Source organism: Pedobacter polaris (assembly GCF_005116505.1).
GTDB classification, from domain to species: Bacteria; Bacteroidota; Bacteroidia; order Sphingobacteriales; family Sphingobacteriaceae; genus Pedobacter; species Pedobacter polaris.
On record NZ_SWBR01000002.1, the window covers coordinates 858,863 to 872,050 of the forward strand.

Consider the following 13,188-nt stretch of genomic DNA (forward strand, 5'->3'; position numbering starts at 1 on the left):
GTTAGTTTTTCTGGTAAACCCTTACATAATCTACTTCCATTCTGTTTGGAAACTTTGTCTCCTCAACATCTCCACCATTTAATCCGCCCATGGCAAGATTTAGCAGTATATAATGCTTTTGTTTAAAAGGATTTAAGGCTTCAGCATCTTCATTTTGCAACTGAGTTAAGGATACTTTAAGGTATAGTACGTCATCAACCAATAAGCTAATATTTTCTCTATCCCAGTCCATTCGCCAAACATGAAATTTTTCTGCCCAATCACTTCCTCCTAACTTTTTTACATCTTTGGTCGTACTAAACCATTTTGGTTTTCTATTACTTCCCATACTGGCAATATTTGCTAAGATTTTACCTTTATAATACTCCATAATATCTATTTCACCGTTTGCGGGCCACCTACCACTTACACCTAAAGTCCAAAATGCTGGCCATAAACCATTGCTAACATCAATTTTGCCACGCATTTCAAAACGTCCATACTCCCAACTTTGCAAACCTTTGGTTATTAAACAAGCACTTGTATAATCAATATTCTTTCGTGTTTTCCTCCACTCTTTGCTGCCTTCAACATACAATGGATTTGGTTTTTGTTCCTTTCGCCCTTCTATTATCAATATACCATTTTTACAAAATGCATTTTCGGGCTGGTACCATTGCAGTTCTTCATTGCGAACAAAACCCTTTTCGTAAGTCCAGTTCTTAGGATTTGGTACTCCATCTTGTTCAAATTCATCAGCCCACACCAATTGATATCCTTCAGTGCTATAGTCTGCAACTTTTTGGTAGTCAATAGACTTTGGGACAGAACAAGAAAACACAAAGATTAAACCTAATAATAAGCCTATATGCATGTTATTTAGCCTGCCCATTGTCTTTAATTTACCAATTTGATGAAATAGCTGTAACTATATTTTTTATCCATAAGCCTATATGGCCTGTGGGGATAGGCACCCCAACTGTCATCTCCACCTATCCCACGTTGCTTAAGATCTATATTTAAAAACACATTTTTTCTAACTGGCAAATCAGTTGGATGTTGCTGCTTTTTGGTTAACCCTGGATCAAGATCTTCTGTAGAATGGTTAATGGCTGTAAATGAAAGTGGTTGTAAGCCTTCAATCAAGATACCTTTTCCTTGATCATCAGTTAAACTTAGCCATCTTACATCAGTTTTATTACCACTTTCTTGTGGTCTGATGTAGCCTTTGTAAAATTGATTTGCCACATTATCAGTATATAATCCAACAAAAGAAGAAAAATTTCTATCGCTGTAATTCTCATGAGGGCCACGTCCATAATAGTCTAGCTTATCATACCTTTGCGACAATTCGGTACGCATCCCAAATCTTGGTAATTCTGGTAAATCTCTTCCGCTCATATCCATTGCAGCAGTAACTTTTATAGCCCCATCGTTTGTAATGAGATAGCTAATGGTATATGGAACCATGATGTTATTTAATTGATAGTTTACGCGAATAAACTGACCACTATCTGCTTGTTTAGCAACATCAACACTAATGAGTTTTCTATTTTCATGAGCAGAACGCCATATTCCTAATTTTGATGGCATGCCATTTCCAAAATCATTATCTGTTGGAGCCCTCCAAAAGTAGGGTTCAGGAAAATTATTTAAGGTTCCTCCATTATCTTTCGTGTATCTGGTAAACCTTCCAGCCTTGGTATCAAATTCCCCATGTACATCGCCAGCATCAAAACTTAGTTTGTCGCTATTGGTGCTTATTTTAAGTTTTGCTTCAGTCTTCTTATTTTTTGCGAAAAAATCTCCAGCATATTTAAATTGTTCTTTTGCAACTTCAAATCCAGCTGGTAACATAGCCGATGCTGTTTTGCGATAAGCATATATATTTATGTAAAACTCTGTTCCTTCTATTGCTTTTATTACTGGGAGGTTAAGTTTTACTTCTTTTTTAGCATGAGGATTTAGACTAACATCAAAAGTTCCATCTTTAAATGACTTGCCATTGCTGATTAATTCCCATTTAAAATTATACTCATTGAGGTTTGTAAAATCATGTAAATTCTCTATTGTTATATTTCCTTTTGATATATCATTAGAAGTAAACTGAATATATTGATATACTTTCTTGATTTCATAAGCTGCCGGATCTGGGGTTCTATCAGAACTGATCATTCCATCGGCAACGCCATTTTCATCGTTTTGCCAATAAAAACCCCCAATATCGCCTCCATAAGCCCAAAAAGTTTTACCATTTGCATCTTTGGTTTTTATCCCTTGATCTACCCAATCCCATATAAAACCACCTTGCATGTGTTTGCTACTTCGAATAATATCAAAATATTCTTGAAAATTACCATTGCTGTTTCCCATTGCATGAGAATATTCACACATAATATAAGGTCTCTTTTTGGTTGTATCTGCAGCATACTTCTTCATGTTACTTATGCTCGGATACATCGGACAAACGATATCAGTATTCCAATCCTCTCCAGCCTGTTCAAACTGCACCGGGCGGGTATTATCCCTCTGTTTAATCCATTTGTAATTATCATGAAATACTGGTCCATTACCAGATTCATTACCTAAAGACCAGATGATGATCGATGCATGGTTTTTATCTCTCTCTACCATTCTAACGGTTCTATCCACATGAGCTGCAGCCCATTCTGGCAAGTAAGCTGGGTGTTTGGTCTTATCAAACCAACCTTGCAACTCGGCGCCCATTGCATGTGTTTCTATGTTTGCCTCATCTACTAAATAAAGGCCATATTCATCACATAACTTATACCAAAGTGGATCATTTGGATAATGAGAAAGTCGAACCGCATTAATGTTAAGTTCTTTCATTAAGCGAATATCTTTTAACATCAATTCTTTAGTGGTGGTGTGCCCTGTTACATCATCATGTTCATGCCTATTTACACCATGCACATAAGTAGCCACACCATTAATTAATAACTGTGCATTTTTAATTTCTACTTTTCTAAAACCTATTTTTGCACCGGTAACGGCTAATTGTTTCCCTTTGCTATCTTTTAAAGTAATAATGCAATTGTAAAGGTTCGGTTGTTCCGCATTCCATTTTAAAGCATTTTTAACTGTACCACTAAAGCTTATTGTTTGAATAGAATCACCAATAGCACTAAAGTTCTGTGTTTTTTGGAAAACTGATTTTCCATTTTTATCAATTAAAGACACCAACAATGAACCCTCAGTAAGTTCTGCTTTGGCGAATTTTCTTACATCAATAGCTGCACTAAACAATCCATTGGTATAGGTTTGATCTAAATCACCTTTTAAAAAGAAGTCCCACACTGTTTGTTTTGGCATAGAGAAAAGATATACATTGCGCTCTATTCCACTTAAACGCCAAAAATCTTGATCTTCTAAATAACTTCCATCATGCCAACGAAAAACCTGGACAGCCAATTGGTTAATTCCCTTTTTAAGGAATGGAGTGATGTTAAACTCTGCAGGTGTTTTTGAAGCCTTTGTTATGCCTACCTTTTTACCATTTACATAAATAAATGCACAACCCGATATAGATCCAAAATGAATTAGTGTTTCTCTATTTTCCCAGTTTTCTGGAATATTAAATGTTTTTCTATAGGTACCTACCGGATTATTATCGCCAATAAAAGGTGGATTTTTAGGGTGTGGGTAAGTAATATTAGTATAAATAGGAATACCAAAGCCATTTAATTCCCAATTGGAAGGCACATTTATATTTGCCCAACCAGCGTCATTTAAATCAGTTCTATAAAAATCTTTAATACGATCTGCATGTTTATCTACATAATTAAATTTCCACTGTCCATTTAAAGACTGATGATAAGGAGATTTGGAATAATCATCTTGAATTACATCTTTTTCAGAATCAAAGAGCATAAACGTAACATGGGCCTTTTCTTTTCCCTGATCTACTAACTGTGGATTTTCCCAATCGTTATGCTGAGCCCATAGAGGTGTCGAAAAAAGTAATGCTATTAAAGATAGAGGGAGCTGTATTTTGAAATTCATTATGATTGATATTTGTGATTGTATTTAAGGGTTATAAGGTCCGCTGGTAGCAGTAGGCAAGCCGTCTTTTCTCATGGCTTCTATTAAGATGCAGTTGTATACATAATCCCAGCTAGAAGTTACTTCAGAATTTTGGTTTAATCCAAAAGGCCACCAATGTTGCGTATCGCCACTTAATTGTTCTGTAGTACTATTTTTTATTTTTTTCAACAGTTCATTTGTATACTGTCCTTGAAATTTACCGCCAACAATTTTACCTGTCCACCAACTGGTAGTACCTGTACCAAGCGTATGGTTCATTTCGTGTAGCATTGTCCTTAAATTCTGAAAGCCAGAATTCACACCAAAACGCATCCAGCCTTCATTATTTGCATCGGCAGTTGGTGTGCCTTCTACATAATTTAGATAAACGTGCTTAGTAGCAGAAGTATAATTGCTTAAGTACCAAGCTGCACTATCTACAGCTATCTGCAAACGAGCATAGGCTTCAAGCTGTTCAGCATTTGGGTTTGTAGCTTTATTAAAAGTATAGGTAATTTTGCCTTTTGGGATGGTCTTAAAAGTGACGTTACTACTATAACTAACTCCTTTAGCATTAACTGCATAAGCTCGAACGTGATAATTTGTTCGTTCTAAAAGTCCTTTTATCATTAACCTATACTTTCCAGTACCGGTGCTATTGTGCTTAATCTTGGTATCAACTACGGTTGGATTTTCGATCAAACCATAGACCAAACCACGTTCGGTAACTTGATCTCCACCATCGTTTATAATATCTATATCGCATGTTGCAAGTGTAGCACCAACAATAAACATAGGTACGACATTAAAACTTGCATTACCAATATTGGTGGTAGTAAAAGAAATCTCGTTTCCATAACCAATTCCATTTTTATTAACTGCAAAAGCTCTCACATAATACGTTGTACCTGCTTTGAGTGCGCTAATTTCGCTAACAAATTCTCCGGCACCAGTAACACTAACAGTTCCAATTTTAGTATTTGTTGTAGTTGGCGCAGGAGTTAAACTAAGTACTAGACCACGCTCAGTAACAGTATTGCCTCCATTATCTACAACTGTTCCACCACTTTGTGCTGTAATTGTAGTAACATTTTTAATGAGTGCTGTTTGCACTTTAGGCACAGTACCAGTGCTTACAATGGGAGTAGTTTTAGTTTCATTATTTGGCTTGTCTACCTTTTTGCAGTGCATAAGCAAAATTGTAGCAGCTATTAAAATAAGATAATTAATTTTCATGTTGTTTTTTGGATAGTTTAGATGGAGTCAGCTAAGTGGTCTCATTTCTTGTTTCTAAACAAGTGTTTGAATTAGGAATTAAGAAACAATCTATAGGAATTAACATCCTATAGATTGTTTAAAGAAATTTGATTTTATAAGTAATTGATTTTGTAAAGCCTAACTGAGGCTATTTTTGCATACATTCCGGTACTACCAGTACCAGTTAAGGTAGCAGCAAATCCAATAGAAACCTGTTTGGCCTGATCTAAATTAAAGTTAAGTATCTTGCTTTCTAAATTTGAGAAGGCAATACTGGAACTCGTAATGTTGGCAACGTTTGGAAGTGAAGTACCTTCGGCAACAGCCATATACCTTGATCCTCCAGCATTAAAATCATTCATTACAATTTCCATCCGATAACTGCCAGCAGGTAGATTTACGGTTTGATAGATTTTACCATCAGTAACATTTGGTAGTCCCCAGCCCGCCTCTAATGAAATAAATCCGACATTGCTTCTTTTTTCGTAGCCACCAAAGCCACTCGCATTTTTAACTGAGGGGCTGGTAATCCAATCACTTAATATGCCCCATCTATTACCACTATTAATTGAAGAGTAAGTTACATTTGCACCAACGTTTTTTAGATAGGTAGCTGTTACATCAACTTTACTGAATTTAGGAATATACATATTTGCATATGATGTATAGAAGGTATCGACACTCAAGGTGTCTGGTAAAAACAACGTACGGAATTTGATGGTTCCCTTTTCTTTAAAATTGGGAATAGTATAATTAATCACATCAATAGGAATTCTAACTGTTTTCTCGATGTTTGAGTTATCGAAGTAAATCATTTCTGTTGCAAACACACCGCTTACCCTATCCATACCACCCCATTCTATTGTTGAAACTCCACTTTCATTTGTAAATGCAGAGTTTATACCTCTATTAGATAAAGTAGATTGGTACCTATCTCCATAAACTCTTCCAGTTCTAAAAACTGGAATAGATTTATTGCCAGCAGCATCATAAGTATAGATAACAAAATTCTGTACACCTTCTGTAATGTTATTGATGAATAACTTAAGTGTATCAACCTTGTCTGTTCGGGTAACGGGTATAACAAGAGAATCTACCTTGTTATTCCAATATATTACACATTTTTTAACTTTCGGATCTGCAAGGAACAAGCCATTTAACAATACACGGTATCTTCCCGAGTTAATTTTAACCGAATCTAGCTTACCTGTATAAGAAATCTCCCCATCTTTTGTGAAATTTTTATAGTCATCCATTTTAGTGCATGATGACATGATGCCTACCAATAGAATGGTCAAGGCTGCAAGCAGCAGCTCCTTGTTTAATTTTTTTATATTATTTTTCATCTTAATACTCATTTAAGCGTTTATATTATCTTGGATCACCATATACTTGAAGCTCGCCGATTGACATAAATGTTGTTCCTTGCCAATTTTTTAAACTTTTGATACGTAAGTACCTAACCTTAGGTATACCTGCATCAAACGTGTAGTTTAAGCCAGCTTGGCCCGCAGCAATATCTTCTGTTGTATTTGCCCCATAGGCAGCACCAGATGGTTTCTTAGCTTTAAAAGTTCCAAGCTTAGTCCAGTTGGTAAAACTTCCATCTGATGGTGGGTTATCAGTTCCCCAAATCTCGAAATCTAATAAGTTACCTCCATAAAAATAGGTACGTCCGTTCAGGTATTCAGGATAATCCCATATTACAATGCGGCTTAGTGCAGACAGTTTGCCAATATCAAATGTAACCCACTGTGGTGTCAATACTGCCGAACTAGACATCATTACCTTTGGCCAGTTTAACAGATCTGCATCCCACAATCCGGTTAATGCTGTTGCTGTATGAAGCGCTACATCACTTGGTAAGGTAACGGCCTTATACCCTGTTTTAGGAATTTCGGCCTCAAACAAAGGTATAAGTGTAGTGTAAAGTGTATCACTATAATTTAACCATCGGTCTCTGATGGTGATCGCAAACTTGCGTTGCACAGGATCATAGCCACGAATTGCCTGATCAATATCTACTGTTGAGGTATAGATATTTTTTGTGGTCGGCATCATTCTTCCCTTACTATCTTCAGTTAAAATTTCGATCGCCAAATCTGCTTTTGCAGGGTTTGTTGCAGTAAATCTCAGACCACCAAAATCAGCTAGGGCCTTCATGCTTCTAAAAACACCCCAAATTGGATTTTCAAGAGGTTTTACTTTAATAGAAACCGGTGCAGAGGCTATTTCACTTCGGTTTACGGCGTACAATTTCACTTCATGTTCATCTGTATCGCCAAAGCCTTCTACTGTTAAAGTATTACCATAATAAGAAGCTTTTACCTCCATTACTCGGCCATTTGCCAAAGTGTAAATAGCTTTAACGTATAACAAATCTTTATCCGTTGGCAAGGCATAAGTTAGAACTGCATTTCCAGGACCAGCCGTAAATTTTACATTTGATACAGGGCCAGGAGCATTTGTATTTTTTTCAAGTGGCTCGATCTTATCAACCTTGCAACTTGACACTAATGCTACTATTATAGCTAGCATTAGTGAGAAACTCATTTTAATTGTTTTCATATAGAAAAATTAATTAGTTAGTGATTACCATCCTGGATTTTGAACCAGTTTAGGATTTACAGTTATATCATAGTTTCTAATTGGCGCTAAATAATCTCTTGGTGCCACAAAGTTTTGGGTGTAAATAGTTCTAGGTCTGTAATAATCTGCAGTATTGGCTTGAAAAACACTCCATCCTGTAATAGGTTGGTTAAATGCTTCTGCTGCTTTTTTCCACCTTTTCAAATCCCAGTAACGGCTACCTTCAAAAGCCATTTCTATCCCTCTTTCTTGGTGGATAATTTCTCTTAAACCTTCTTTGGTAGTGGGTTTACTTGGATTGTTAGAAAAACTGTTCCATGATTCTATCACTCCTTTTAAACCAGCACGTTTTCTGATACGGTCAAGATATTCAAAGACATTGTTAGCTGGTCCTTGAGATTCATTTAACGCTTCTGCATACATGAGGTACAAATCAGCTAAACGAACCTGTGGCCAAGGATAATCACGATAAGAAACCCCATTGGAGCTATTTGTCATGTTCCAATCCACTACTTTCTTTAGGTAATATCCAGTCTCATTATAGAAACCTACGTGCGTAGCACCAGCAAGCTGTGTATATTTTCCTTCTACAACCCAAGTATTTTCATCAGAATTACTAGGGCTATCATATTTATACCAAACCCCACCATCAAAACCTAAATCTGCATAGAAACGTGGTTCTCTATCAAAATTTAAACGAGCAGTTTCATGACCTTCTTTGATAAAGAAGCGTTCACTTTTAAGCGCAGTTCTTAAAGTATATTTATTAGAAAAATTAATTAATTTATCTTCATTAATTGGAACTCCATTGCTAGAATAAAACATTTCAGCAATTTTTAATGGTGCTGCTAATTGCATTCTTGCATCTCCACTAGCACCGCCAGTTGCTAATTTAGGCATGGCTGTACGTTGTAAAAAATCTGTTCTACTATTTGGATTTGCCCAAACATGCTCAACATTCCAACGCTCGGTAATTGCGCAACGCAGGGTTAGCTGTAAGTTTGTGGTATCAGATAACTTAAATGTAGATCCAGGAAATACATATAGCTTTGCACCAGCTTGTTCTGCTGCATCGATAGCCACTTTAGCAGCATCTGCAGCATTCTTCCATTTATCTGCATTAAAAGTGCTTGGAAATAAACTCACTCCATCGTTATCTTTGAAACCGGTATAATCTGAATTTCCATTAAACAACGGACTTGCAGCCATTAAAAGTAATTTAGCTTTAACAGCAAGTGCAACAGGTTTTGTAATTCTACCTAGTTCTGTTGTTCTATCGGTAATAATTGGGGGTAAGTTTAGTGCAGCCTCGTCCAAAAGTGCTGAAATAAAACTCACACATTCATCAAAAGGCATTCTCTTGATACGTACATCAGTTTCAGGAGCACTGATATCAATGTTTTTATCAACCAAAGGAATTGGTCCATACATACGCAATAAGTAGAAGTGATAATATGCTTTTAAGAAGGTTGCTTCTGCTATCCATCTGGCACGCTCATCTGATCTTAAATCACGAACCTTGGTTTCGTCTTTTACATTTTCTAAAAAAATGTTACAGTTTCTAATCCCTTTCCAAAGTCCAAAAAGATCACCTGGGCCACCACCCTGAAAATTGCCCTGCCATGCATTCATGTAAGGATTAGCAGCATTCTGACCACCCCTTGCTCCACGCCACGCGTATGATACAAAGTCCCATTCTTGAGTCGGTACCCAAAGCTCATCACCAGATAGATAACCCACATTAAAAATTGGATCGCCATCTTTAGGCAAGAACGAATAGCAAGTGAATAGGTATTTTTCTGCCTCTGTTCTCATGGTAAAGGCATTATCAATTGTTGCCACGTTATCTGGTATAATGTCCAAATATTTTTTACAAGCAGACAAACTGAATAAGGTTGCAGTAAAACATGAAATAAATAACATGTTTTTAATACTTCCTTTAATCTTATTGATTGTTATATTTTTAAATTTCATTTTATTTTCTTTAACAATGTCCTAATTAAAATGATGCTCTAACTCCTAAGTTATAGGTGCCTTGAATAGGATAACCTAAACCATTACCACCCATTTCTGGATCCCAAGTTTTATAACTGCTGATATATCCTAAATTTGTAGCACTTAGATAAACACGAAGTGATCTTAAGCCTATTTTTTGATTGAATTTTTGAGGAGTATTATAGGCAACTTCGACACTTCTTAATCTTAAGAAACTACCGTTTCTCATCCACCATGTTGAAGTTCTATTGTTATTAGGCACAAAATTTGAACTTAAGCGTGGCCATAGTGCGTAAACATTTCTGTTCTCTTCAGACCAGTAACTATCTGAAATGGATTTGAGCAATCCATTTTGGCTACCACCGTTTAATACAAATGGGGCAATATTTTGCGAATTGATGAAAAATGATGAGCGATCAGAACCTTGAAAGAAGAAACTAAAATCAACACTTTTGTAACCAAGAGTTCCACCAAAACCATAAATAATCTCTGGTGAAGTAGGTAAACCGATTGGTACAACATCTTGATCATTTACCATGCCATCATTGTTTACATCTCTGTATTTGATGTCTCCACCACCATAAGTTAAGCCTGGCGTACCATCAAATTGCTGTGGAGCATTTTTTGCTTCGTTATCATCAACAAATAAACGTTCGGCAATTAATCCATAACCTTGTGTGGTAGAATTACCAATAGTTGAACGATAGTATTCGCTATTAGGATAGCTCGGTTCATCGTTAATTAAGATTTTACTTTTTGCATAGGTAAAATTACCCCTCATTTGCATAGACCAGCCATTTCCAAATGTTTTGTTATAAGCAGCAGCAAAGTCTACACCTTCACTTTGAGCCTTATTTGTGTTTGCTCTAACCGTAGCCTGTAACCCCATTGTAGTAGGAATATAGGTACGCCCAGTTAAAATATTTGAACGTGTATTTCTATAGACATCAACATTGACATCCAAGGCATTTAAAAATCTAAAATCTGCTCCAAAATTTATTTGTTCAGATTTTTCCCAAGTAATAAGTGGGTTTGCATATCTGGTTACTAAAACACCTGCTTTTGAATACCCATATTGCTCTCCAAATGTAGCGCCATAAGTAGCATTGTTCATGTTAACTTCAGACATATAGAAGAAACGATCACCATCATTACCAATTTGGTCATTCCCTACTAAACCGTAGGTTGCCCTTAATTTTAGACTATTAATTACTTTTGTTAATGGTTGAAAGAATTTTTCATTGGATACCACATATCCTAAACCAACAGAAGGGAAAAACCCAAAACGATTATCTGTTGCAAAACGTTCAGAGCCGTTATATCCAAAGTTAAACTCGACTAAATACTTATCATCGTATCCATAAGTTGCCCTACCTGAAACTCCTTGGTTACGAGAAGGTAGTGAAGCTTGTAAACTTCCTGCATTTCCTGAAAGATAGTTCCGAAGGGTTGTAATCAACATCCCACCTACAGCATGTTTCTCTGCAAATATTCTATTATAAGAGAAAGCAAGCTCAGCATAAAAAGTAGAATTTAATCGCTTTAAACCTTCGGAATAGCCCAAGTATTCAGTTCCTGTTGCTCCAATAGAACCTTGTCCACCAGGATTTAACACCTGCACACCCACACTACCATTCGGTTGTTCGGTTGCAGAATAGAAAAATGGATTGTAACTTCTAGATACATCAAAGTAAGAGTATCTTCTGGCATAAGTCATCAACCTAGCATTTAATCCTTTAACAAGTTTATTCAGATCTTGTTTAAGCTCAACTTGTGTTTGTAAGGTTGATGAATTGTATTCTGAATAACCTTTAACCATCTCTGCGTAAGGGTTAACGTATAATCCATTATTAGGGGTAACAGCATTACCAAACAAAGCATGGGTAGCAAAAGGAGACAATGAAGAAGGATAAACAGCTGGAAATAAAACCGGATTAGACCAGATAGCCTGGTTAAAAACTCTCTGACCACCATTTACAGGATTACCATTTTCATCATAACCTAATAGAGGACCAGTATAATCATCAAACTGACCATATACCCTAATAGCTGCAGTAGTAGTCTTTGTTAAATTTATATCAACATTAGAACGCACTGAGTAATTTTTCAGTTTTACGTTGTTATTGAAATTATTTAGTCCCTCAACTTTTAGTACACCATTATCTATGTTATAAGTTCCGGCAACATAATATCTAGCTTTTTCTCCACCTCCCTGAACGCTAATATTGTTGCGGTAGTTAATAGTGTAGTCTTTGATCAATTGTTCTATCCAATTATTGCTTGGATACAATAAAGGGTTATCTCCTCTCGCTGTAGCATCAATTTTAGTTTGCAAATAGGGCAATGCAGCAGTAGGGTTTCTTGTTAAAGCAGCTTCATTAGCCAACTTCATGTAAGTAATATTGTCTGCAAACTGAAAGTTTTTGGTATTTGAGGATACTGCAGATTCTGATCTAACCGTAAAGTTGGTTACACCAGCCTCACCAGATTTTGTAGTAATCAATACTACCCCATTTGCACCACGTGCACCATAAACTGCAGAAGCTGTAGCATCTTTTAAAACACTAAAAGACGCAATATCATCTGCTTGTAAACGTGCCATGTCATTTTGGGTAGATTCTATACCATCAATTAAAATCAATGGATCTTGTTTACCTGTTCCAAATGTTCCTAAACCACGAATAAAGAACTGTGCATTATCCGCACCAGGCTCTCCGCTTCGCTGATAAGCAATCATACCAGCCACACGTCCTTGCATCATTGTGGTTAAGTTACTTGTGGGGCCTTTTAATTCTTTTGGATTAATAGTGGTAATTGAACTGATCATACTGGCCTTTTTCTGCGTACCAAAACCTACAACGGCAACTTCGTCTAATGAATTAACATCGTTTTCTAACGTAAGGTTAATGACATAAATGCCTTCTGCATTTGGTGTATAATCGGCAACATTTACCGTTTTAGGTTTAAAACCTATTGCTGTAAAAAGCAGTCTTCCAGATCTAGGCAGTGTAATAGTGTATTTACCCTCTGCATCTGAGTTAGCACCTCGGTTGGTTCCAGAAACTTTGATGCTTACGCCAGGTAAACCACCAATGGTATCTTTAACTGTACCTCTAACGGTTACATCTGTTTGCGCCCAAGACTTTATACTGCTTGTTACTAAAACAAAAAAAACGAGCAGCTTAAAACTAGATTTAAGCGTACTTGTAAAAAATTGTGGTTGAATTTGATTGCGTAGTTTTTTCATCATATTAAAAAAAATTTTGATTGATGATTAGATTGAACTGTACAGGGCATAATTTGCCTTTTTGATGGATAGCATAA

Annotated in this window: 7 protein-coding genes; all 7 read right to left on the minus strand. The window is 36.3% G+C overall.

The window, feature by feature from the left end:
• Position 1: 1 nt before the first annotated feature.
• Positions 2-871, minus strand: a complete 870-nt coding sequence (locus tag FA048_RS09860) for a glycoside hydrolase family 16 protein (RefSeq protein WP_136840364.1) — start codon at positions 869-871, stop codon at positions 2-4.
• Between the two features lie 5 nt (positions 872-876).
• Positions 877-4,002, minus strand: coding sequence for a glycoside hydrolase family 2 TIM barrel-domain containing protein (locus FA048_RS09865; protein WP_136840365.1), 3,126 nt, complete (start codon positions 4,000-4,002; stop codon positions 877-879).
• Between the two features lie 24 nt (positions 4,003-4,026).
• Positions 4,027-5,259: a fibronectin type III domain-containing protein gene (locus tag FA048_RS09870; RefSeq protein ID WP_136840367.1), complete on the minus strand. Its 1,233-nt coding sequence runs from the start codon at positions 5,257-5,259 to the stop codon at positions 4,027-4,029.
• Positions 5,260-5,393: 134 nt separating this feature from the next.
• Complete coding sequence (locus FA048_RS09875; RefSeq protein WP_169306847.1) at positions 5,394-6,626, minus strand: DUF4998 domain-containing protein; 1,233 nt, start codon at positions 6,624-6,626, stop codon at positions 5,394-5,396.
• A 25-nt stretch (positions 6,627-6,651) separates the two neighbouring features.
• Positions 6,652-7,848 carry a DUF5000 domain-containing lipoprotein gene (locus FA048_RS09880; protein WP_136840371.1) on the minus strand — a complete coding sequence of 399 codons (1,197 nt, stop codon included), beginning with the start codon at positions 7,846-7,848 and terminating at the stop codon, positions 6,652-6,654.
• Positions 7,849-7,872: 24 nt separating this feature from the next.
• Positions 7,873-9,843: a RagB/SusD family nutrient uptake outer membrane protein gene (locus tag FA048_RS09885; protein WP_225872525.1), complete on the minus strand. Its 1,971-nt coding sequence runs from the start codon at positions 9,841-9,843 to the stop codon at positions 7,873-7,875.
• A 25-nt stretch (positions 9,844-9,868) separates the two neighbouring features.
• The gene (locus FA048_RS09890) at positions 9,869-13,114 is read right to left on the minus strand and encodes a SusC/RagA family TonB-linked outer membrane protein (protein WP_205943467.1); all 3,246 of its coding nucleotides are present in this window, start codon (positions 13,112-13,114) and stop codon (positions 9,869-9,871) included.
• Positions 13,115-13,188 lie beyond the last annotated feature (74 nt).

Coding starts and splice junctions, on each gene's coding strand:
- FA048_RS09865 (WP_136840365.1), bottom strand. CDS start 4,002: ATGAATTTCAAAATACAGCTCCCTCTATCTTTAATAGCATTACTTTTT.
- FA048_RS09860 (WP_136840364.1), bottom strand. CDS start 871: ATGGGCAGGCTAAATAACATGCATATAGGCTTATTATTAGGTTTAATC.
- FA048_RS09880 (WP_136840371.1), bottom strand. CDS start 7,848: ATGAAAACAATTAAAATGAGTTTCTCACTAATGCTAGCTATAATAGTA.
- FA048_RS09890 (WP_205943467.1), bottom strand. CDS start 13,114: ATGATGAAAAAACTACGCAATCAAATTCAACCACAATTTTTTACAAGT.
- FA048_RS09870 (WP_136840367.1), bottom strand. CDS start 5,259: ATGAAAATTAATTATCTTATTTTAATAGCTGCTACAATTTTGCTTATG.
- FA048_RS09875 (WP_169306847.1), bottom strand. CDS start 6,626: ATGAAAAATAATATAAAAAAATTAAACAAGGAGCTGCTGCTTGCAGCC.
- FA048_RS09885 (WP_225872525.1), bottom strand. CDS start 9,843: ATGAAATTTAAAAATATAACAATCAATAAGATTAAAGGAAGTATTAAA.